The organism is Spirosoma validum (genome assembly GCF_014699035.1).
Classification (GTDB): Bacteria; Bacteroidota; Bacteroidia; order Cytophagales; family Spirosomataceae; genus Spirosoma; species Spirosoma validum.
On the sequence record NZ_JACXAA010000011.1, the window covers coordinates 257,876 to 280,343 of the forward strand.

A 22,468-nucleotide genomic window follows, 5' to 3' on the forward strand; every position below is an offset into this window, starting at 1 on the left:
CCCCGTATCGACTTATTTTACCGCATCCGGGCGGGTTCGGCCGTTGGCTTTTGAAGGACTTCGATAAACTCGAACGCGTTCATTTCGAGCGCCAGTGTAAATCGCTCGATCATCATGTTGAGCAGGTGATAGCCTGTGTAAGCGATAACGCCCACAATCAGACCGGCTCCCGACGTAATCATTTTTTCATATAGCCCCCCAGCAATGATACCAACGCTGATATTATCGGAGAGAGAGATGTCGTAGAAAATCCGGATAATTCCGGAGATCGTTCCAATAAAGCCCATCATCGGAGCAATACCAGCGATAATTCCCAAATACCCCATGTTACGTTCCAGGCGAGACAATTCAATCTGGCCGACGGTTTCAACAGTACCTTCGATTTCCCGAATGGGCGAACCGATACGGCCGATGGCTTTTTCAAACACACGTCCCATGGCGGTGCGCTGATTTTTAGCAAATGACTCCGCCGATTTGATGTTTCCCTGCGCCACCATATCGCGAATGTTGTCGATAAAGTTGGCATCGGCTTTCGTTTGAGAGCGGATGACAAAGAAGCGTTCAAAAATCAGATAGAGTGTAGAAAAGAACAAAAACGCGATGGGAATCATGACCCAACCGCCTTTCGCTACTAAATCAAACAGTTGCAGACTTTGGGGTTGAGCAGCCGCCGTGGCCGACAGCGATGCAGCCGAAGTATCAACGGCCGGTACCTGAAGCAAGAGCATACGAACGAGTCGGGTAAATAGATGAGGATTAGTCAGTAATCGTTATTGAAACAAACGTGCTGGTTTCATCGGATATTGTTGTCAAAGATAAGCAAGCCTCCTGAAAACGAAAGATAAAATTAGTCTATTGGACAAGAGAAGAAAGAGTTTAGACAAAAGACCGGCCTATAGGTTTTCTTCTTGCGTCTTTTCTCTTTCATCTTTTCTCTTTCATCTATCAATATTTCTACAGATGATAACTACGGATGTATTCACCCGGTGTCAGGCCGGTAATCTCCTTAAACTGGCGATTAAAATTCGACAGATTGGTATAGCCACAACCAAAGGCAATCTGACTGATGGTTTGTTTAGACTCCCGCAAATGTCGGCAAGCATGTTCAATACGCACCTCGTTGAGCAGATGCGAAAACGTTTTACGCGTATGCTGGCGGAAGAAGCGACAAAAAGCGCCTGGCGTCAGGTTCGCTACGCTGGCTACATCGTCTAAGGAAACCGGTGAGGCATAATGCTGAAATATATACGAAAATACCTGTTCTAAACGACGATGATCGTCCGGGCGACGAGGCTGTTCGTAGGCCGTTATCGACAATACTTCCCGATCGGGATTGGTTGCTAACGTATCCAGGGCACGTAACAGACTCATAAATTGCTCAAACGGACGAAGGCCAGGCAGCGTTTCCAGATGTTTGGCCAATGGATCATCTTCGTTACATCGGAGCCGTACACCCTGACGGGCTTCCTGCAAAAGCAGTTTTAAATGTTTTGTTTCGGGCAAACCCAGTACACTCGCGTCTAACTGTTCGGGACGAAATAAAATAGAAACCGAAGTCGAGCGACGGACCGAATCAGCCTGAAAATAGTCGGGATCGCTACGTAGTACATGCGGCATATTTGCGCCCAGCAGTAAAATATCGTAGCGTCGGAACCGGTCAATCTTATCACCGACAATCAACGTTCCTTCTCCCTGCTGAATAAGCGTCAGTTGAATTTCCGGATGAAAATGTAATTTCCCATAAAAATGAGGAAGATTATCCTGCTCAACCCGAAACGAGCGGTCGTCAACTACCGGAACTTTAAATAATAGCGGCTTCATTGGTATGAATTTGACGAGATTTATTTACCCCCACTGCTAATGTAGTGAAAATAGTATTATAAGCGACTAATTATCAGCTATCCGTTCTGCCCCACAATGCCGAAATTTGAGTATTCGATTGTACTCCTATAAATTTTTATACCTGCTATGAACGTTTCTGTCTCATGGGAAGGCGTTTATCCCGCGCTTCTGACTCCATTTACGGCCGACGATCAACTTGATCTGCCTTTGTTCGAAAAAAACTTACACGCTCAGCTTGAGGCTGGTGTACACGGTTTTATCATCGGCGGTTCGCTTGGTGAAGCCAGTACGTTGTTGAATGAGGAAAAAATTGACCTCCTGAAATCAGGGTTAGCTGTTTGTGATAGCAAAGTTCCCGTACTGGTTAACATTGCGGAGCAGGCGACCAAACAGGCCATTGCCCGGGCGCACGAAGCCGAAACCAACGGCGCTGATGGACTGATGTTGTTGCCGCCGATGCGTTACCCGGCTGACGCTCGCGAGACCGTTACGTTCTTCAAAGCCGTCGCGCAGGAAACGTCTCTGCCCGTCATGATTTACAATAATCCGTATGATTACAAAATCATGACCACCGTAGCGATGTTCGAGGAGTTAGCCGAACTACCAAACATTCAGGCCGTTAAAGAATCGACCCGCGATCTGACTAACGTAACGCGAATGCGGAATGCGTTTGGCGACCGATTCAAATTGCTGGGTGGTGTTGATACGCTAGCGCTGGAAGCGCTGTTACTGGGTTGCGATGGTTGGGTTGGCGGTCTGGTCGACGCATTTCCACAGGAAACGGTTGCTATTTATGAGTTAATTAAAGCAGGTCAGGTGGCTGAAGCACTGGAAATCTATCGCTGGTTCATGCCGTTGCTCGAGCTGGATATTCATCCAAAATTAGTACAATATATTAAACTGGCAGCTCAGGCAACGGGTCTTGGTTCCGAATACGTACGGGCTCCTCGCTTACCGCTCATCGGTGCTGAACGCGAGCAGGTTCTGAACATAATTGAGACGGCCCTGGCCAAACGTCCTATGATTAATGCATAATGAATTCAGGGTATATATAGGTAGCGTGGACTTTATTCCGCGTAGCCGTTAGGCTAAAAATATAGCTGCAACTTAGCCTGACGGCTACGCGGACTAAAGTCCACGCTACCTGCAGTACTAAATTCGAATCGCTCCATAACCCAACAGTAGTAACACCAATTTATAAATGGCCGAATTCCATTTTTTCTGCATCGATGCACACACCTGCGGTAATCCGGTGCGGGTTGTGACGGGTGGAAGCATTCCGTTTTTGCAGGGCGAAAGCATGAGCGAAAAACGTCAGCATTTTCTGCGCGACTACGACTGGATCAGAACCGGGCTCATGTTTGAACCACGCGGCCACGATATGATGTCGGGAAGTATTCTGTATCCACCCACTGATCCGGCCAATGATGCGGGCGTATTGTTCATTGAAACCTCGGGTTGTTTGCCGATGTGCGGTCACGGAACCATTGGTACGGTGACAGTTGCCATTGAGCAGAACCTGATCATGCCCAAAACACCGGGTGTACTGAATCTGGAAGTGCCCGCGGGGTTGGTTCGGGCGGAGTATGTACAGGAAGGCAAGAAAGTAACGTCGGTAAAGATCACGAATATCAAGTCGTATCTGGCCGCCGAGCAACTGACGGTCGAGTGTCCTGATCTGGGAACATTAACGGTAGACGTAGCATACGGGGGCAATTTCTACGCCATCGTTGATCCGCAGCCGAATTTTCCGGGTATAGAACACTACAAAGCCGAGCAACTGATCGGCTGGGCACGGGTCATGCGTCAGCATATGAACGAGCAGTATACCTTCGTGCATCCCGAGAATCCGACGATCAACGGGCTGAGTCATATTCTCTGGACGGGTAAACCAATTAAGGAAACCTCTACGGCTCGAAATGCGGTTTTCTACGGCGATAAGGCTATTGACCGGTCGCCATGCGGTACGGGCACATCGGCACGGATGGCGCAGTGGTACGCACAGGGACGGATGAAGCCCGGCGATACGTTTGTGCACGAGAGCATTATCGGATCGATTTTCAACGGACGTATCGAAGCCGAAACTGAACTGGCCGGAAAGCCTGCCATTATTCCAAGTATTGAAGGTTGGGCCAAAATTCATGGCTACAACCACATCATTCTGGACGAAGACGATCCATACGTACACGGATTTCAGGTCATATAAAATGAGCGAAAGACTGAATGAGTGAAAGAGCGTATACATTAGCCGAAATACTGCTCCATCACCACTCATTCACTCTTTCGCTCTTTCAATCATTGTTTAGATGTCACACATTGGTATTGTAGGTGGGGGGATCATTGGGCTTTGTTCAGCATATTACCTACACAAAGCAGGCCACCATGTTACGTTGTTCGACCAGGCACCCATTGCTGATGGTTGTTCGTTCGGGAATGCAGGCATGATTGTCCCCAGCCACATTATTCCGCTGGCGCAACCCGGTATGATTGCCAAAGGGATGCGCTGGATGCTGAAATCGACCAGTCCGTTCTACGTCAAACCGCGCCTGAACGCCGATTTGCTACGTTGGGGCTGGCTGTTTTATCGGCATTCAACCCCTGAACACGTAGCGTATTCCATTCCAGTCCTGCGCGACCTCAGTTTATTAAGCAAACGGTTGTATCAGGATTTAGCGGCCAATGGCGATCTGAACTTCGAGTGGCAGGAACGGGGGTTGCTGATGCTCTACAAAACCGCTTCGGCTGAACACGAAATGGTCGAAGAAGCCGACGTAGCCAACCGCGCCGGTATCGAAGCACAGATACTAACGGAGCAACAGGTTCAGGATCTGGAACCTAATACACGCGTCGACGTACGGGGCGGCATCCTGTTTCCCGGCGATGCTCACCTGAATCCAAATGAATTGATCCGTTCGCTGGTGTTGTATCTTCGCAAGGAAGGCGTCACGATTTTGGAAAATCATACCGTAACGGGTTTCGGAAAAACGAGCGCCCGCGTTACGTCGGTGCAGACGTCGCAGGGCGATTATCCAGTCGATACGGTGGTGATAGCTGGAGGAGCCTGGTCGCCAGTAATCGCGCAGCAATTAGAGCTGCGCTTGTCGTTGCAGGGTGGCAAAGGCTACAGTTTTATGCTTCGGAACGTAGCGAATAATATACGCGTACCGGCCATCATGCTTGAAGCCCGCGCTACGGCCACGCCGATGGGAAGCGATCTGCGCTTTGCCGGAACGCTGGAAGTTGCAGGTACCGATATGACCGTAAACATGAATCGGGTGCGGGGAATCGTTCAGTCAATTAATCAATATTACCCGGATATTCCCGTCGACATGCCGGTTGTTGATACGGTTTGGCGGGGTTTACGGCCTTGTTCTCCCGATGGTCTGCCGTATATTGGACGTACCGAACGCTATGACAACGTAGTACTGGCTACCGGCCACGGGATGATGGGCTTAAGCCTTGGACCAGCTACAGGTAAGTTAGTGAGTGAACTGGTAGATGGCCCTGCCGACAGCATGGAAATTTCCGCCTTCCGGCCTGATCGATTCGCGTAATAGCCGCTTTCTGGCAGTTGTAGTCTATATGCGACTCCGATGGGGTCAACTGTTTATAGTTGTTAGCGTCTTTCTATAAACAGTTGACCCTATGTCGCACAGAACACAGTCATTCTAAATAAAGACAATACGTTAATAATTAGACATTTGTCAATTTATACACCTGCCTCTTATGAAGAAATCTACGTTCTGCTCATTGATTTTCGGGGTTATTTTGCGGCTTAGTGACGTATCGGCAGTTTTCGCTCAGTCAAATCCGCTTAGTGGTGTTAATCCCCAAAGCAGCGACGTCCATCATCTGATCACACAGTATGAAGCAGATTATGGGAGTCTGAGCCGGTTTTACATCGTGAATGGCTCGCCGGAACGCCGGGAACGTTTTCAGAAGTTAAGCAACGACTATCTGGCACAGCTACAAAAGCTGGATTTCAACCGAATGAATACCGACAGTCGGGTCGATTATATTCTGTTTCGACGGGATTTACAGGAGACTTTGCAAAAACTAGCGCAGGAAGCTGCCGAGCGCGATCAGATTAAAGCCTGGTTTCCCTTTGCCGACTCTTTATATGCCGTTGAGAAATTACGACGCCGGGGGCACGTACTTAATGCGCAGGCGCTAGCCGGAACGCTGAACACCTTAGGCCCACAACTAGCGGCTGCTCGTAAGGAGGTCGATAAAGCCGAAAAACTTGATCCGGCTATCTTCCGTCGGGCCGACGAAACCGCGCAAGGTTTGCAGAAGGCGCTGAAAAGCGTTTACAATTTTTACAATACATATGACCCCAATTTCACGTGGTGGCTGGAAAAACCATACCCCAAAGCTGATAGTCTGTTAACCGCTTACAGTGCTTTCTTCAGAAAAAAAGCGCGTGAAGCGGCTCCAGTGAAAGACGATGGTAGCGGCATTACAGGGGTAGCTGTCGGCCGGACTGAATTACTCCGGCAATTGCAGATTGAAATGATTCCATATTCGCCGGAAGAACTGGTCGAGATTGCCAACAAAGAATTTGCCTGGTGCGACCGCGAACTGCTGAAAGCATCACGGGACATGGGTTTTGGCGATAACTGGAAAGCCGCGCAGGAAAAAGTTAAAAATACCTACGTACCCGTTGGGAAACAGCCCGAGATGATTCTTCGTCTGCTGAATGAATCCGTTGCGTTTCTGAAAGCGAAAGATCTGATCACGATTCCGCCCGTTGCTGAAGAAACGTGGCGTATGACCATGATGTCGCCGGAGCGTCAGTTGGTCAATCCTTTCTTCCTGGGGGGCGAAGTGATCCAGATTTCGTACCCGACCGATGGGATGGCCCATCCCGATAAGTTGATGAGCATGCGCGGCAACAATCCGCACTTTTCGCGCGCTACAGTGCATCACGAACTCATTGCCGGGCATCATTTGCAGATGTTTATGAATAACCGGTACAAGCCTTACCGTCATTTCGATACGCCCTTCTGGATTGAAGGCTGGGCACTCTATTGGGAAATGCTGCTATGGGATCAGGGGTTCCCGCAGTCGCCCGAAGACCGCGTCGGTATGTTATTCTGGCGAATGCACCGCTGCGCCCGAATTATTTTCTCGCTCAATTATCACCTCGGTAAATGGTCGCCCCAGCAGTGTATCGACTTTCTGGTTGATCGGGTTGGCCACGAGCGCGCGAACGCAGAAGGTGAAGTTCGACGGTCGTTCATCGGTGGCTATCCTCCGCTCTATCAATTAGCGTACATGACCGGCGGCTTTCAATTTCTGGCGCTCAAAAAAGAACTGGTCGATAGTGGTAAAATGACTCATAAGCAGTTTCACGACGCGGTCATGCAAATGAATGCCATGCCAGTAGAAATGATTCGGGCCATTCTTACCAATCAGAAACTAGAGAAAGATTTCAAAACCAACTGGCGGTTTTACGCGCTCGATTCAAAAGGTCGTTAAGGTATCACGGTCGGACGGACGTTTCCGCTTCAGCCCGTAAAGTCATGGAGTTGGTATGCTGGTTAGCTTACGGCTTTACAAGCTGAAGCGGAAACGTCCGTCCCACCATGATACCACGTTACGTCGAAAAATCCAGCTACTTTTGCCCATTCATTTTAGCATTTTCAATTCGTTATGACGAACGCACCCATAACCAATACGTCTTCTGCCGAATCGTTTCAGGGAATTAATCCCGCTACGGGCGAATCGTTACCCGGTTTTTTCGAGGAAGCAACAACCGCCGAAGTGGCTCAGGCCTGCGAACTGGCAGCGAAGGCTTTTATCGACTATCGCAAAAAATCAGGTGCAGAGAAAGCCCAATTTTTGGAACAGATTGCCACCGAAATTGAAGCCTTGGGCGATGAATTACTGACGCGCGCGCAGGCTGAATCAGGTTTACCACTAGCCCGACTGACGGGTGAACGGGGACGTACTACCGGACAACTCCGTTTATTTGCGGAATATCTGCGCGAAGGTTCCTGGGTTAACGCCCGTATTGACACAGCCCTGCCTGACCGCCAGCCGCTCCCCCGCCCTGATTTACGGCAAATGCTACGTCCGCTGGGCCCCGTTGGCGTCTTCGGAGCCAGTAACTTTCCATTGGCATTCTCTGTAGCCGGTGGCGATACGGCTTCGGCGCTGGCTGCTGGCTGTCCGGTAGTTGTCAAAGCCCATCCGGCCCATCCTGGTACGTCGCAGTTAGTCGGTGAGGCTATTCAGCGCGCCGTTACGGCCTGCGGTTTACCCGCTGGTACGTTCGCCCTGGTACATGGACGCACGACAGCCGTAGGCATGGCCATTGTGGAACATCCGTCCATTAAAGCCGTCGGATTTACGGGATCATTACGGGGTGGTAAAGCCCTGTTTGATGCAGCCGCCCGCCGTCCGGAGCCGATTCCCGTCTATGCCGAAATGGGTAGCACGAATCCGGTTTTCTTTTTACCAAAAATCTTGCAGGAAAAGGGCGGAGCACTGGCGCTAGCGTATGTGAATTCCGTTACGTTGGGCGTCGGTCAGTTTTGTACAAACCCAGGCCTGGCGGTCGTGCAGCAATCCTCCGAGGCTGATACATTCTTGCAGGAAGCGGGAAAAGCCGTTACAGCCAGTCAACCTGCTGCTATGCTGACACAGGGTATTCATCGGGCGTTTACAGAAGGTATTGGCAAATTAAGTCAGGCAGAAGGGGTTCAGGTGCTGGCACAAGCTACAGCGGTTGAAAGCTTTGCTCACGGAATCCCGACATTATTAACGACTACAGCCGATGCGCTACTGGGAAATCCGCACATTGCGGAAGAAGTCTTCGGACCAAGCAGCGTTGTGGTTGAAGCCGGTAGTCGTGAGCAATTGTTAGCTGTAGCGCGGGAACTGGAAGGGCATCTGACGGCTACTGTTTACGGCACTGAGGACGAATTACTGGAGTACGCTGATCTATTGGAAATTCTGGAACAGAAAGTAGGACGGCTGCTAATTAATGGCTTCCCGACTGGCGTGGAAGTCAGTCACGCCATGCAACACGGAGGGCCATATCCAGCGACTACCGATTCACGCTCAACCTCCGTAGGTACTAACGCAATTTTGCGATTTGCCCGGCCTGTATGTTATCAGAACTTTCCGGATGCCTTATTGCCGGATGAATTGAAAACAGCGAATCCGTTACGTATCCAGCGATTAGTTGATGGAAAATGGTCGAACTAAGTTGGGGAAAGATCAGGCTGTGAACTGATCTGCGTCAGGTAGGGTGTGCAGGGCCAGCACGTACTTTGTGCTATCAATTAAATGCACAACGATCATGGCAACCCTCGCACATTCAACCACCGCTTATACCAATGCTCCTTCAGCTAACTGGTTGACGTCATACAAAAATTTCGTCGCCAGAGCTGAATTCAACCGATTTGGCTGGGCCGTTACGGCACTCGCCATTCAGGGCTGTCTGCTGTCGCCAACCCTGTTGCTGGTAATGGCCTATTTCAAAGGTGGTGACTGGCAGTTTCTGACCAGCATGCTTTGCTTTCTGCTAGTGCTGATTCCGATTCTGTCAGCCATGTCTGTAAAGTATATTTTTCCGGCTTTTGCCACTAGCTTCGTTATTCACCTCACAGTTATACTGATCACTCTTCTGTAAAACAGCAAAGCCAAAAGCCAATAGACATAATCAAGGCGGACGGGTATCACCCGTCCGCCTTGATTATGTCTATTGCTTAACCCAACGTAAGGTTTGCTGATTTCTGTCCTGAGTCTGCACTTTAATCAGGTAAGCCCCTGATGGCTGGTCCTGTCCATTCCAACTCCATTGATTAACCGCCTGTTCAAAACGTTGCTCTTGGATCAGTACACCCGTCAACGAGTACACACTCACTGAACTAATCCCCGCCTTGTACTCCAGTAACAAAGGCCCCGCACTAGGGTTAGGCGAGAGGGTCAGCATAGGTAAGGGTTCAGTACTGATACGTACAGCGACGATCGAAGAATAGACATACGTACCATCCAAATCCACTTGCCGCAGCCGGTAGTACCATAAACCCGCAGCCAATTCAGAGTCAAAGAAATTATATGACTGGTTCTTATTAATATTATCCTTAGCCTCCATCCGCCCAATGGCTTCAAAGCTTTTGGCGTTTTGGCTACGCTCGATTACAAAGTGACTAGCTCCTTTCTCCCAGGCGGTCTCCCAGCTCAGGTGAGCTGTAGTGCCTTCGCTTTGTCCAGTAAATGACACTAAGGACACAGGTAAAGGTGCTGCCACACTGTAGTTATAAGCAATTTTACCATTAGGTCCGATAGCCACCCATTTGCCAGCACCGTAACTGATACCCGTGGCCTGACTATATCCATTAATATCGTTTATGCTTTGGGGCTGTGATACTGATCCCCAATTTGTTCCATTGCTTGATCCATAAAAACCATTAGGCCCAATAGCAATCCACAGCCCATCTCCATAATTTACATCGTAAAATTCAGGAGAGTACCGAAAATATGCATATGTCCAGTTAACTCCATCTGAAGAACTCAATATAATACCTCGAGATCCCACAGCAACCCATTGACCATTGCCGTAACTAACTTCATATACTCTTTCCCGAGATCCTATATTCTTTACCTCTTGCCAATTAATACCATTCGTTGAAGTCTTAATCGATGAACCACCAACACCTACGTACTGGTTCGGACCATAACTAACACCATAAAATAAATGCCCTACAGGATGTCGAGTCCAGTTAATACCGTCAGGAGAAGTTACCGTTGCACTTCCAAACTCGACGGCCAGCCACTGTCCATCTCCGTACGTAATTCCAGTCAGTTCGGTTGTCGTATTTGACTGCTGGGCCGCCCAGGTTATCCCATCAGTGGAAGAAAGAATCGTACCCTCCTGACCGACCACGATCCACTGGCTACCATTGTAGGCAGCATTGGAAAGTCCTTTTGTTGTATTTGACATACGAGGTGTCCAGTCGATCCCATCTGCCGAAGTCACGATTATGCCATTCACACCAACGGCAACCCATTGCCCTCCGCCATAGCTGACATCTATCAGCGTGTTTGTGGTGTTGGAGATGGCAGTTTGCCATTGTGCGTGAAGAGACGTATGCGTACTTATATAAAGTAGAACTATAAACAAGCCATTTTTACACCAATGAGTACAAACAGCAACTGAAGATATAGTAGTAAACAGTGGTGATAGCATAGAGATTATGTTTAAAAGTAATAGGAAACACCTATTTGGTTTAGGCAGTCATAATAATAATTTTATATAGTATCATATTTACATAAAATACAATTTTTATAATTACTCACTGTATTACCTAACTTTGACATTTCTATTGCTTAACCCAACGCAAGGTTTGCTGATTTCTGTCCTGAGTCTGCACTTTAATCAGGTAAGCCCCTGGTGGCTGACTCTGACCGTTCCAATTCCATTGATTAACCGCCTGTTCAAACCGTTGCTCTTGGATCAGTACACCCGTCAACGAGTACACACTCACTGAACTAATCCCCGCCTTGTACTCCAGTAACAAAGGCCCCGCACTAGGGTTAGGCGAGAGGGTCAGCATAGGTAAGGGTTCAGTACTGATACGTACAGCGACGATCGAAGAATAGACATACGTACCATCCAAATCCACTTGCCGCAGCCGGTAGTACCATAAACCAGCGGTTAAAACTGGATCGAAGAACTTATACGTCTGATTTTTATCTGTATTGCCTTGAGCATTTACCCGACCAACGGGTTCGAAGCTTTTGGCATCCTGACTACGTTCAATCAGAAAATGGCTGGCGCCTTTCTCCCAAGCTGTCTCCCAACTTAAGTGGGCAGAGGTGCCTTCGGATTGTCCAGTAAATGATACCAGAGAGACAGGTAAAGGGGCATTCACATTTGTAGTATACTGAATTTGCCCCTGTACACCAACAGCTACCCACAACCCTGATCCATAATTTGCTTGATAAAGATACGCTCGTCTATCCGGGTGATAACGTAGTGACCAATTAAGTCCATTCGTTGAAGTTTCTATAGTTCCATATAAGCTAAACGATAACCACGATCCAGCGCCATAGCCGATATTTGATGATTGCTGAACTCCACTTCCAACTGTCCAGTTGATACCATCGGTTGAAGAAGCAACACCGCCACCTCCTCCATATCCTCCAATCGTCACAAATTTTCCATCACCGAAGGTTATATCATACAGCGTTGGATAAAAACAACCGCAAATTCCTGACCCGGCTAAATTAGCGAATTGGGCGGTCCAAGTGATGCCATCCGGAGAGGATACAATTTTCTTATTTTCGCCAACTGCAACAAATAATCCGGCACCATAACTGACAGCATAAAGTGCTCGACTAATTTGTTGACTCGGGTTAGCATTTTGTGCTGTCCAGGTAACTCCGTCGGGAGAAGTCATTGCGCCCCCATCCCCAGTCACCACCCACACCCCTGCTCCATAAACAATATCAGAGTAGTTTTGAGCAACAGTAGACGATTGGGGTGTCCAAGTAATGCCATCAGAGGAGGTTAAGATAGTGCGATTAGCACCAACAGCAATCCACTGACCTGCCCCGAAACCAGCAGCGCTTAAAGATTGAATAGTATTAGAAGTACGAGGAGTCCAGGTAACCCCATCGGGGGATGTTACAATAGTGCCGTTCGCACCGACAGCGACCCATAGTCCATTATCGTATACGACATCACTAAGTGTTTGGGTTGTGTTTGAAGTGGCTTGTTGCCATTGAGATTGCGCCTTTGTTGCAAAAGTTGCGCCTAGCCCAAACAGGGTAATAAGCAGAACACGGCAATATATTAGGATAGCTTGGTCAAAGGTAAATAATGTTTTCATGGGCGATGATGTTGGTGAGGTTTAAATGAAATGTTTTTGTGAAGATACAGCAATTTAAATGACCCAAAATAAACATATTAATTATACCTCATACAAAGAAACAAAAGAGGCTAATTAATGTGATTATAAGCTTATTGCTATACTTTATAAAACACAATTTTCAGTATTTTCTACTAACTTTCTAAGCTATCTCAGGGTTATCTTATTAGGCAAAATCAGTAGAATAGAAAGACAAAACCACAAAGCTAACTGGACACGATCCGGTTTACTTTGTGGTTTTTAAATTTTCTTCAGATCAACGTAATGATTTACTATCTGCACATTGGCTGACGTGAATTATTTCCACTGCATTACGTCGAACACGTTCGGACAGAAATTGTATTCTTCGGGTTGGTTAGAACCGATCAGCAGCAATTGATCCGGTGATAGCTGGCGAACTTGTTCCTGATACCAGTTCATGCCCTGGCGATCGAGGTTAGAGGTAGGTTCGTCGAGGATGACGATTGGCGATTCGGAGAAGAAGGCCAGACCCAGCTTAACCCGTTGCTTCATGCCTGACGAAAAATACTTGATCTCTTTGTGCCGGGCATGGGTTAACAGCAAGCGCTCGGTAATGATTTCCAGCGTAAAGTTCGTTTTGAACGGCTTGAAGGTCTGGTGAAAGGTCAGGAGTTCGTCCAGCGTCAATTCTTCCACTAATTCCAGATAAGGAGCGGCAATACTAACTTGCTGAAACCAGTTGTCTGGCTCTATTACCGTATCATTTCGGGAATAAGCAAGTTGACCTTCGGTAGCCGGTAAATTTCCAGCTAATAGTTGTAGAAGAGTTGATTTGCCACTTCCGTTCGGACCGATAAATGTATAGCTCGTACCAGCAGTAAGGATTAGATTAACGCGTCGAAAAATCCATTCTTTTCGATATTTTTTCCCTATCTGTTCAGCAACTATTTTCATAAATGACTCCATATAAAATAAATAATGGATAATGATCTTTATTTCAAGCCATTATCCATTATTCAGGCAAGATCGCCTTTATGATACAATACGTATTATTCTTTTTCACCACTAGACGATGGTCCCCGCATAATTCCTCGCTCTGAACTACGAATAAAATTCACGATTTGATCACGCTCGTCTGATGGGGGAAGCTCTAACTCTATATTCGTTAATGCATCGGCATTGTTCAAGCCACGCATGTAGATGTAGCGATAAATTTCCTGAATCTGATTGATCTTATCATTTTCGAAACCGCGCCGACGTAAGCCAATCGAATTGATACCAGTATAAGACAGCGGTTCGCGGGCAGCTTTCGTAAACGGTGGTACGTCTTTGCGCACTAATGACCCGCCTGAAATCATGGCATGAGCACCGATACGTGTGAATTGCAACACCGAACTCGATCCGCCAATAATGGCCCAATCGCCCATATGAACGTGGCCCGCCATCTGAACATTGTTGGTGATAATACACTGATTACCAATGCGACAATCGTGCGCTACGTGCGCGTAAGCCATGATCAGACAATTTGTACCGATCTCCGTTTTCCAATGTTCTTCGGTTCCCCGGCTAATGGTCGCATATTCCCGAATGGTTGTATTGTCTCCAATGTAGGTTCGGGTATACTCGTTGTTGAACTTTAGATCCTGGGGTGTCGATGAAATAACAGCTCCTGGATAAATCTTGCAGTTACGCCCGATACGAGCCCCTTCATTTATAACCGCATGCGAGCCAATCCACGTTCCTTCGGCAATATCAACGTCTTTATGGATAATGGCAAACGGCTCAATCACCACGTTTTGCGCAATTTTTGCTTCGGGGTGAATATAAGCTAATGGTTGAATCATTTCTTTCATGATAAATGATGAATGACAAATGGTGAATGATAATCGAGCCAGAGGCTGCCGATCATTCATCTTTTATCATTCATCATTATTTTTTCTTTACCAGACTGGCAATCATATCAGCTTCGCACACCAGTTGGTTACTTACGTAGCCCCTGCCCTGCATTTTAACAATACCACGCTTCATGGGCGACGTAAACTCACATCTGAAGATTACGGTGTCTCCGGGCAAAACGTTGCGCCGAAACCGACAGTTTTCGATACCAACCAGAAATGGCCAGTAATTTTCAGGATCAGGTACTGTACTCAGCACCAGAATACCACCCGTTTGCGCCATCGCTTCCAGTTGCATGACACCAGGCATCACCGGATTTCCAGGAAAATGCCCGGGAAAGAACGGCTCGTTCATTGTTACGTTCTTAATACCGACAACGCTGTTTTCGTCCAAAGCAATGATCTTATCGATCATCTGAAATGGATAGCGGTGAGGTAACAATTGCGAAATCCGGTTAATATCCAGAACGGGTGGCTGCGTCGAATCGTATTGAGGAACCTGATTCGCTGCGTTTTTCTGAATAAGTTTCTTGATTTTTTTGGCAAACGCTACGTTAGCTGCATGACCGGGCCGGGCCGCCAGAATCTGCGCTTTGATCGGCCGACCAATCAGCGCCAGGTCACCCACTACGTCGAGTAGTTTGTGACGCGCCATTTCATTCGAGTGATGTAGCTTGATGTTGTTCAGAATACCTTCTTCTTTGTTCACACTCACTTTGGGTTTGTGAAGCAAATCAGCTAAGTAGTCTAGTTCACCATCTTTCACGTCGCGATCGACAATAACGATGGCATTGGTCAGATCGCCCCCTTTGATGAGATTCTGTTTATAGAGCGTTTCTAGTTCGTGCAGAAACACGAACGTACGACTGCTGGCAATCTGGTCTGGGAACTGGCTGATGTCGTTTAGCGAAGCGTGCTGGCTGCTGATCACCCGTGAGTTATAATCGACCATTACGGTAAGCCGGTAATCGTTCAGGGGCAGAGCCGCCATTTCGATGTCTTTTTCAGCATTACGATAATGAACGTATTCACTAACCTCAAAGTAGTTGCGAGTAGCGTTTTGCTCCTCAATACCGGCATCGCGCAGGGCGTCGATAAATTGAATGGAAGAACCGTCCATAATTGGTGGCTCCGGACCATCTAGCTGAATCAGTATATTGTCTAACTGCAAACCAACTAGCGCGGCCAGTGTATGTTCGACGGTGTGAATTCGTGCACCACTCTGCTCGATCGTTGTGCCTCGTGAGAGATCCACAACGTTATCCACATCGGCATCTACGATCGGTTGACCCGGCAGATCGACGCGCTGGAATTTATAGCCATGATTGGTCGGAGCAGGCAGAAAGGTCATCGTTGCCGATACGCCTGTGTGCAAACCCACTCCCGATACCGAAACGGCCTTCTGAATCGTCTGTTGTTTCGTATTCATTATTCGTCAGTGGATAGCCATCAGTCAATTTCCATACTAACATCGACCAATGTGTTGACTGTCAACTTTTTTTACGACTGTTTTTCGTTTTTCTTTTCCAACTTCGTTACCCGATTCTCCAGATCTGGCAGTTTCCGGAAAATGGCTAAAGAGCGCATACTTTCTTTCAAACCGAAAGCGGGTGAACTATTGATGGCTGTACCTTCCTGATCGACATTCTTCCCAACACCCGACTGTGCCCCTACTTTGGTGCCGTTGGCGATGGTAAGATGCCCCGCGAACCCAACCTGACCAGCAATGACACAATTGTCCCCAATTTTGGTTGATCCCGATATACCCGTCTGACCCGCTATGACCGTGTTTTTGCCAATTTCGACGTTGTGACCAATCTGAATAAGATTATCCAGCTTGGCTCCTTTCCGAATAATGGTCGACCCCATGGTGGCGCAGTCGATCGTTGTATTGGACCCTACGTTAACAAAATCTTCCAGGATAACATTGCCGAGTTGCGGAATCGTTTTATACGTACCGTCGGACTGTGGAGCAAATCCAAATCCTTCGCTGCCAATCACGGCATTAGGATGAATTACACAGTACTGCCCAATAATACAATTATCGAGAATGCGGGCACCGGGATGCACAATAGTATTGTCGCCGATACGAACGTTATTGCCTATGTATGCTTGTGGGTATATCTTGACATTCTTACCAACCTGGCAATTTTTTCCGATATAGGAAAACGCTCCCCTGTAGCTTTGTTCGCCAACCTCAGTACCGTCGCCCATGTACGAAGGTTGTTCAACACCGACCCGCGAAAAGATCAGTTGCTTGTGGTATTCTTCCAGCAGGCGCGTAAAAGCCAAGTAGGAATTTTCTACAAAAATTAAAGCAGAAACGACCGGCTTCTTGGGCTCAAAAGACCGATCGACGATCACCGCAGATGCCTGCGTCGTGTACAGATGGGGTTCGTATTTAAGGTTTGACAGAAACGAAATATCACCTGGCTTTCCTTCTTCAATTTTGGCTAATCCGGTGATTGCCAGTGCATCATTTCCGGCGACTTCGCCTTCCAGCAGTGTAGCTATCTGCTTGACTGTAAACTTCATATACGTATGACGGCCGTCGCAAAACAATCGCTATTATCGAGCGATCAGGCCGCTAAGGTAATTAACAAATTGCACTTTTCGGATAAAACACCCTGAAATAGTTTCCGGAACCAGCCTATTGATCATTCGACCGGCTCGATTCGTTAGCCATCGATTGAACAGGACTTACAGCCTGACCAACTGACGAAGGGATATACCCTTGGCCCAACAGACGTAATAACGACGCACAATATTGGTCAGCACCTGAATATTTGACAGATCCGACGCGTCAGCAATATCAATCACATCTCCTGATTTGAGCTTGATCGCGATCCGGTCGCCGGAGGGTAAATAGGCCGCGTTGGTTGCCTGCCCTTCGACTAAGAAATACGATAGAACATCGTCTGACAGACCAGTCTGACGCAATTGATTTTCGAGTTCCTGCAGCAACTCGCCCGCAAACGGCTCTGTGGATAGCATAATCTTAAATAACTTCCGATCGAGCAGCATTTGACAGAGCGTTGAAAGCACCGGATCAGGATGGATGGCCCATTGCTTAATACACGACCATACATCGAAATCATCTAGTTTTGTAAACGCATCGAGATACGTTCGATTTGTCCGAAAATCAGTCAGCGTAATACTTTCGCGAAGAAAAAGTTTGAACGTTTCCGGCGCATAAACGGGCTCAAAGTCGCCCTGCCGAATCAGAAACCGTGCCCGACGTAGTATTTGAACGAGCATCGACTCGCAGCAAATCGAGGTTTTGTGCAAATAAACCTGCCAGTACATTAGGCGTCGAGCATTCAGGAAATTCTCGACACTCAGAATTCCTTTGGCTTCGACTACCAGTTGATCATCGACCAGATCGAGCATTTTGATGATTCGTTCAGCCCCGATCGCACCCTCAGCTACACCGGTATAATAGCCGTCTCGGTTGAGGTAGTCCATACGGTCCATATCCAACTGACTCGAGATTAGTTGGTGAAAAAATGGGCGCTCATACGTTCCCTCAAACATACGTATTGCCAACGCTAAGCCACCATTAAACTGCTGGTTCAGCTCGTGCATCAGCATGAGCGAAATGACCTCATGATGCACACTGTCCAGCAAACAGCATTCCAATACGTGCGAAAATGGACCATGTCCAATGTCATGAAGGAGAATGGCAATCTGAGCGGCTTCGCATTCGGCGTCGCTAATCCGGTGGCCTTTGCTTTGGAGCGTTTGCATGGCCTGTCCCATCAGGTGCATAGCCCCGAGTGCATGATGAAAGCGCGTATGTAAGGCTCCTGGATACACATACTCCGACAAACCTAATTGCTTGATACGTCGTAGCCGCTGAAAATACGGATGCTCGACCAGATCGAAGAGCAATTCGGTCGGGATCGTAATAAACCCGTAAACAGGGTCGTTTAGGATTTTTTTCTTGTTGGACGATGCCATTGAACAAAGATAGTCAGGCAATACTACGTGATGAACAGGGATTATGTTTGTAAAATCGAATCCTACGTGCGCATGTGTCCAAAAAATTTGTAATTTTGCGTCGTTGAATCTGAGCAATCAATCAACGATGGGCTTGTAACTCAGCTGGTTAGAGTAACTGACTCATAATCAGTAAGTCCTAGGTTCGAGCCCTAGCTGGCCCACATTAATAATCAAGCACTTACGAAGAAATTTGTAAGTGCTTTTTTTGTACAGCGAAACTACAGTATAACATGGTGGCTTTGCTACTACAAGGAAAAACCCCACCGTTACGGGCAGGGCTTCCAGGCAGACACGTAGTAGTCTGTTCGCTACGCAAGCTGATTATTGCTGAAAATACTCGATCTTGTCCGCGTCGATATTGTTGTTGGTGCGGCTCTCCGAGCCTCCCACCAGCGTCGCACTGCAATTGATCATCCCCGTTGTATTACTCGCACTAAGCTGCCCCGTTAGGCCAAAACTTAGCTTATTGCCGCCTGTAACCGGTTGACTAGTGGTCAGAATGTAATAACTAGCATCGCTACTTAAATTCCAGCTCCCATTCTGCACACTGCGTCCATTCACAGTGGTCAGGCTGCCGTTCAGGCTGAGGGTCAACTTGGCATCTTTGGTCACTTTAACCGTAATGAGTCCACTGCTGTTAACTCCGTTGTTCTCCACCACATCTACTACTACACTCATCGGAGAACTCCCGTACAGAAGATTAGGCCGGGCATAGAGTAGCACCGTCAAATCAGGATCAGTACCCACGGTAGTCGAGCTGGTGGCCGTACAACCATTAACATCGGTAACCTTAATCGAATAGGTGCCCGCACTCAGACTGCTGATCGAACTGGTGCCATCACCCGTGGGCGTACCCGGTGTCCAGTCGTAGGTGTAGGCGGGTGTGCCCCCACTGACGGTGACCGAAGCGGTACCTGTACTGGCCCCTAGCTGGCCTACATTGGTACGAGCTGTAACCAACGAAAAAGCTGATGGCTGGCTGATGGTAAAGCTGGTGGTGGCGGTGAAGCCTGAGGAGCTAGCCGTCACGGTAACACTGTAGGCTCCGGCTGTTAGACCAGTGACAGCGGATGTGGTCTGAGCCAGCGTCGTGTTGGTGGTGAAATTACGCCAGATATAGCTAAAAGGGGCTGATTCTCCTGATGCGGTAACGTTGGCCGTTCCATTGGCTCCCCCGTTACAACTGACATTAGACTGGGCTGTAATGCTGGCCGTCAGCTCATTGATGTTGGTGACGTTGATGGTGAACAATTTCTCAAAACTCTGAGCCGGGCTACCACTATCCGTTGTCCGAACCCGGATGGAGTAACTGCTTTTGGTTTCAAAATTTAACACCGCATTGGTTCGCAATTGACTACCCACGATCTGAAAGGAAGCATTATCCGTTGATCCGGTGCCCGTGACCAGCGAATAGCTAAACGATTGCCCCGCATCTGCATCGGTGCTACTAAAGCTGCCGATGACGCTACCAGTGGGTTGATTTTCAGATATGGAGCTATTGCTCAACGTAATATTGGTGGGTGGATTGTTAACCGCACCCGTCACCTGAATTAGATCAAACGCAAAATCGGATCGACTATCATCATTCGATAGTTCCAGCTTGAAATCAACCACATTGCCGCTGACAGCTGCAGGTAGCGCAAAGTCAAAGTTGGTCAGCGTTGGTGTCACGACCGGACCCGTTGGTATACCGCTCAGATTGGTCAAGTCCGTGTCTTGGCGCAAGTCGCCGTTTCCATTAATAACAGTTGTATTTCCCCGGAATGAACCAAACAGCACCCAGCTCCCGCTACTACCACCCAGCCGGTAATACAGTCGAAAGTAATGCTTGGTTTGCCAGATAGCTCCTGCGCTGGCCGGACTGGCTCCCAGCCGGATTTGAAAATGCATATTGCCATAGTTGGTGGCATCTACGGGCTGGGTTATGAGGAAGCCACTTTTTACCGTACTTGGATTAAAGGGACTTAACGTATTCTCCCCGAAAAAGTAATACCCGTTACTGATGTTACTGAACGTAGTATTGGCTGCATTCACATCCCTGGGATTAGCATTAGTGCGCTCATAACCGATACCATCGTTGAGATAAAAATGATTCGTACCGTAGCGAGTCCCTTCCCCATCGGTTGTGAAATCCTCGGTGAAGGGCAGACTCGCCGGGCCACTGAGAGATGAAATTACTTCGATCAGACGTGTTTGAGCTGAACTACTGGCGGTTCCATCGAGCACACTAAAATCCACGGCTCGGGTACCCGCCGTAGCATCAGCGGCATTGCTGTTGCGGTAGGTCACGCTTCGCAGAGCGCTTGTGTAGGCTGCCGGAGAGGCCGTTCCCGTTAAGGATAATAGGCCCGTGCTGGCATTGTAAGTGCCGGTAATCCCATTGGCAGCGGTGAAGGCCAGTACATCCTGTCCGATGACGAAGCCACTACTAATTGCTACTTTCGCCCCCGACAGCGTAGATCCAGAGGGGTTGCTGGCCGTTACGGTGTTGGTGATTTGAGTAGCGGCTGCCCCTTCTGCATACCGAAGTGTTGTTGATTCGATACCCGTCAGGGTTGGTGGGGGAACATTACTGAGTATACCCGTTACGCGGATGTTGTCAAAAGCTAATTCGATGCTCGTACCGCCCCGGGCCTCCACTACTACCCGAACCAGCAGTGAGTTACCTGTCACCGGAATCGCAAACGTAAAATCCTGAAATGTCTGAGTGAGCGCGGGTGAGGGCGTACTGGCAGTCCGGTCATCGCTGGCCGAACCATCCAGGTTGACATCCAAACGCCAGTCACCGGATTGACCTACGCCGTAAAATTCATCTCCCATGAACTGACCGATGGTCGTCCAACTGGCCGCGTTATTAAAGGAGTAATCGATCCGAATGACATCCGTCTTGCGAACGCCTTTTGTACCCGCTCCTGTCCAGGGGGCTCCGCGGGGGGAAGCCAGTGCTACTATAACCTTTAACGTATTGTAATTCGTGCTATTGACCGTTTTAAGCGTTACGTATCCTGGCGGGCGTCTATCTCCTGAGGGAACAGATGACGTACCACAGACCGCTTCGGAGGCCCAGAAGCCGGTTCCCTGTAAATTGCCTAAGGTGATCAGGTTGGTAGCGGTACCGAAGGAATAGGAATTACTGGCATAGGGATTTTGAAAGGGATTGGTTGTGCCCCGCACAAAGTACTGGATAAGGCCGTTGCCATTAGTCGGGTCAGCAGAGCCTAGCGGGCGCAAATCGAAGGTGTTACTGGTGTAGCGGCTCCCCTCACCATCGGTATCAAATGTTTCCTGCACCAGGGTGGTAGTCTGAGCCCAGGATCTTAAGAATGTTAATAGCAGGATGACTAGTAAAAATCTGTGTTTCATAAACTTAATAAAAAGAGGAAGTAAGAAATCAATGAATAATTAGCACTAACAGGTTTTATTTTACTATAACCTAGTGCTCTATAAAGGTACTTGCAGAGAAGCTACAAATCATAAACAAGTAGAAAAATATGTATATAAAGTAGTTTAATATGTATAACAGTGACAAATTTTTGTTACTGTTTCTTGTTTATAATGTTTTTATTTATACTAACTGGTGCGTTTCGGTTGATAAGCTAAAATAAAACCTCGGTTTTTTGGCCGAGGTTATTGGAAGTTACTTGCTCTCAATTAGTTTGCTAATTCGCTACATATCTATATTCAGCAAGAAGCCGACCCTTGAGCTATGTCATCCTATAACAAGTTTTGCAACGAAGATCAGGATTGATCGGACACAGATTAACGTGTTTGAGACTTTTAAAAACCAACCCCTTCATCCCGAATTTTTGTCACGTTTCACGTACCGGAACAGGATTTTGTTTCATCTTGTCAGTACCTGTTTACGCAAACCACAGCGGAATT

At 47.9% G+C, this 22,468-nt stretch carries 16 protein-coding genes and 1 tRNA gene; 7 read left to right on the forward strand and 10 right to left on the reverse strand.

The genetic code is table 11. From position 1 onward, the window contains the following. Window positions 1–17: 17 nt before the first annotated feature. Entirely contained in the window at window positions 18–728 is a 711-nt protein-coding gene (locus IC230_RS25525; RefSeq protein ID WP_191041896.1) for a MotA/TolQ/ExbB proton channel family protein, read from the reverse strand. Window positions 729–954: 226 nt separating this feature from the next. Continuing rightward, window positions 955–1,821, reverse strand: a complete 867-nt coding sequence (locus tag IC230_RS25530; protein ID WP_191041897.1) for a helix-turn-helix domain-containing protein — start codon at window positions 1,819–1,821, stop codon at window positions 955–957. 147 nt (window positions 1,822–1,968) lie between these two features. Between IC230_RS25530 and IC230_RS25535 the strand changes: the two genes are divergently transcribed. From IC230_RS25535 to IC230_RS25560, 6 genes are all read left to right on the forward strand, one after another. Further along, window positions 1,969–2,877: a dihydrodipicolinate synthase family protein gene (locus IC230_RS25535; protein WP_191041898.1), complete on the forward strand. Its 909-nt coding sequence runs from the start codon at window positions 1,969–1,971 to the stop codon at window positions 2,875–2,877. A 166-nt stretch (window positions 2,878–3,043) separates the two neighbouring features. Then, window positions 3,044–4,048 carry a 4-hydroxyproline epimerase gene (locus IC230_RS25540; protein WP_191041899.1) on the forward strand — a complete coding sequence of 335 codons (1,005 nt, stop codon included), beginning with the start codon at window positions 3,044–3,046 and terminating at the stop codon, window positions 4,046–4,048. 100 nt (window positions 4,049–4,148) lie between these two features. Next, window positions 4,149–5,396, forward strand: a complete 1,248-nt coding sequence (locus tag IC230_RS25545; protein WP_191041900.1) for an NAD(P)/FAD-dependent oxidoreductase — start codon at window positions 4,149–4,151, stop codon at window positions 5,394–5,396. Window positions 5,397–5,568: 172 nt separating this feature from the next. Next, window positions 5,569–7,323 (forward strand): DUF885 family protein, encoded by a 1,755-nt coding sequence (locus IC230_RS25550; RefSeq protein ID WP_191041901.1) that lies wholly within the window; start codon window positions 5,569–5,571, stop codon window positions 7,321–7,323. 174 nt (window positions 7,324–7,497) lie between these two features. Continuing rightward, a complete protein-coding gene (locus tag IC230_RS25555; RefSeq protein WP_191041902.1) occupies window positions 7,498–9,057 on the forward strand; it encodes an aldehyde dehydrogenase (NADP(+)) in 1,560 nt (519 codons plus the stop codon). Window positions 9,058–9,151: 94 nt separating this feature from the next. After that, on the forward strand, window positions 9,152–9,484 hold the full coding sequence (locus tag IC230_RS25560; RefSeq protein ID WP_191041903.1) for a hypothetical protein: 333 nt from the start codon (window positions 9,152–9,154) through the stop codon (window positions 9,482–9,484). 69 nt (window positions 9,485–9,553) lie between these two features. On the opposite strand, the gene IC230_RS25565 is transcribed toward IC230_RS25560, so the two are convergent. The 7 genes from IC230_RS25565 to IC230_RS25595 form a co-directional block, all read right to left on the reverse strand. After that, entirely contained in the window at window positions 9,554–10,978 is a 1,425-nt protein-coding gene (locus IC230_RS25565; protein WP_191041904.1) for a T9SS type A sorting domain-containing protein, read from the reverse strand. 199 nt (window positions 10,979–11,177) lie between these two features. After that, window positions 11,178–12,689 carry a T9SS type A sorting domain-containing protein gene (locus tag IC230_RS25570; RefSeq protein ID WP_191041905.1) on the reverse strand — a complete coding sequence of 504 codons (1,512 nt, stop codon included), beginning with the start codon at window positions 12,687–12,689 and terminating at the stop codon, window positions 11,178–11,180. Window positions 12,690–13,025: 336 nt separating this feature from the next. Next, window positions 13,026–13,643, reverse strand: coding sequence for an ABC transporter ATP-binding protein (locus tag IC230_RS25575; protein WP_191041906.1), 618 nt, complete (start codon window positions 13,641–13,643; stop codon window positions 13,026–13,028). Window positions 13,644–13,738: 95 nt separating this feature from the next. Then, window positions 13,739–14,533 carry an acyl-ACP--UDP-N-acetylglucosamine O-acyltransferase gene (gene lpxA, locus IC230_RS25580; protein WP_191041934.1) on the reverse strand — a complete coding sequence of 265 codons (795 nt, stop codon included), beginning with the start codon at window positions 14,531–14,533 and terminating at the stop codon, window positions 13,739–13,741. 85 nt (window positions 14,534–14,618) lie between these two features. Next, entirely contained in the window at window positions 14,619–16,013 is a 1,395-nt protein-coding gene (locus tag IC230_RS25585; RefSeq protein ID WP_191041907.1) for a bifunctional UDP-3-O-[3-hydroxymyristoyl] N-acetylglucosamine deacetylase/3-hydroxyacyl-ACP dehydratase, read from the reverse strand. Between the two features lie 71 nt (window positions 16,014–16,084). Beyond that, complete coding sequence (gene lpxD, locus IC230_RS25590) at window positions 16,085–17,119, reverse strand: UDP-3-O-(3-hydroxymyristoyl)glucosamine N-acyltransferase (protein WP_191041908.1); 1,035 nt, start codon at window positions 17,117–17,119, stop codon at window positions 16,085–16,087. Window positions 17,120–17,284: 165 nt separating this feature from the next. Beyond that, window positions 17,285–18,544, reverse strand: a complete 1,260-nt coding sequence (locus tag IC230_RS25595) for an HD domain-containing protein (RefSeq protein WP_191041909.1) — start codon at window positions 18,542–18,544, stop codon at window positions 17,285–17,287. Window positions 18,545–18,673: 129 nt separating this feature from the next. On the opposite strand from IC230_RS25595, the gene IC230_RS25600 reads away from it, so the two are divergent. Then, window positions 18,674–18,747, forward strand: a tRNA-Ile gene (locus IC230_RS25600). 160 nt (window positions 18,748–18,907) lie between these two features. Here the strand turns inward: IC230_RS25600 and IC230_RS25605 are convergent. Then, window positions 18,908–21,949, reverse strand: a complete 3,042-nt coding sequence (locus IC230_RS25605; protein WP_191041910.1) for a cadherin repeat domain-containing protein — start codon at window positions 21,947–21,949, stop codon at window positions 18,908–18,910. Window positions 21,950–22,468 lie beyond the last annotated feature (519 nt).

Excerpts from the sequence above, each read along its gene's own strand:
- IC230_RS25525 (WP_191041896.1), bottom strand. The coding sequence starts at position 728 with ATGCTCTTGCTTCAGGTACCGGCCGTTGATACTTCGGCTGCATCGCTG.
- IC230_RS25530 (WP_191041897.1), bottom strand. The coding sequence starts at position 1,821 with ATGAAGCCGCTATTATTTAAAGTTCCGGTAGTTGACGACCGCTCGTTT.
- IC230_RS25535 (WP_191041898.1), top strand. The coding sequence starts at position 1,969 with ATGAACGTTTCTGTCTCATGGGAAGGCGTTTATCCCGCGCTTCTGACT.
- IC230_RS25540 (WP_191041899.1), top strand. The coding sequence starts at position 3,044 with ATGGCCGAATTCCATTTTTTCTGCATCGATGCACACACCTGCGGTAAT.
- IC230_RS25545 (WP_191041900.1), top strand. The coding sequence starts at position 4,149 with ATGTCACACATTGGTATTGTAGGTGGGGGGATCATTGGGCTTTGTTCA.
- IC230_RS25550 (WP_191041901.1), top strand. The coding sequence starts at position 5,569 with ATGAAGAAATCTACGTTCTGCTCATTGATTTTCGGGGTTATTTTGCGG.
- IC230_RS25555 (WP_191041902.1), top strand. The coding sequence starts at position 7,498 with ATGACGAACGCACCCATAACCAATACGTCTTCTGCCGAATCGTTTCAG.
- IC230_RS25560 (WP_191041903.1), top strand. The coding sequence starts at position 9,152 with ATGGCAACCCTCGCACATTCAACCACCGCTTATACCAATGCTCCTTCA.
- IC230_RS25570 (WP_191041905.1), bottom strand. The coding sequence starts at position 12,689 with ATGAAAACATTATTTACCTTTGACCAAGCTATCCTAATATATTGCCGT.
- IC230_RS25575 (WP_191041906.1), bottom strand. The coding sequence starts at position 13,643 with ATGAAAATAGTTGCTGAACAGATAGGGAAAAAATATCGAAAAGAATGG.
- lpxA (WP_191041934.1), bottom strand. The coding sequence starts at position 14,533 with ATGATTCAACCATTAGCTTATATTCACCCCGAAGCAAAAATTGCGCAA.
- IC230_RS25585 (WP_191041907.1), bottom strand. The coding sequence starts at position 16,013 with ATGAATACGAAACAACAGACGATTCAGAAGGCCGTTTCGGTATCGGGA.
- lpxD (WP_191041908.1), bottom strand. The coding sequence starts at position 17,119 with ATGAAGTTTACAGTCAAGCAGATAGCTACACTGCTGGAAGGCGAAGTC.
- IC230_RS25595 (WP_191041909.1), bottom strand. The coding sequence starts at position 18,544 with ATGGCATCGTCCAACAAGAAAAAAATCCTAAACGACCCTGTTTACGGG.
- IC230_RS25605 (WP_191041910.1), bottom strand. The coding sequence starts at position 21,949 with ATGAAACACAGATTTTTACTAGTCATCCTGCTATTAACATTCTTAAGA.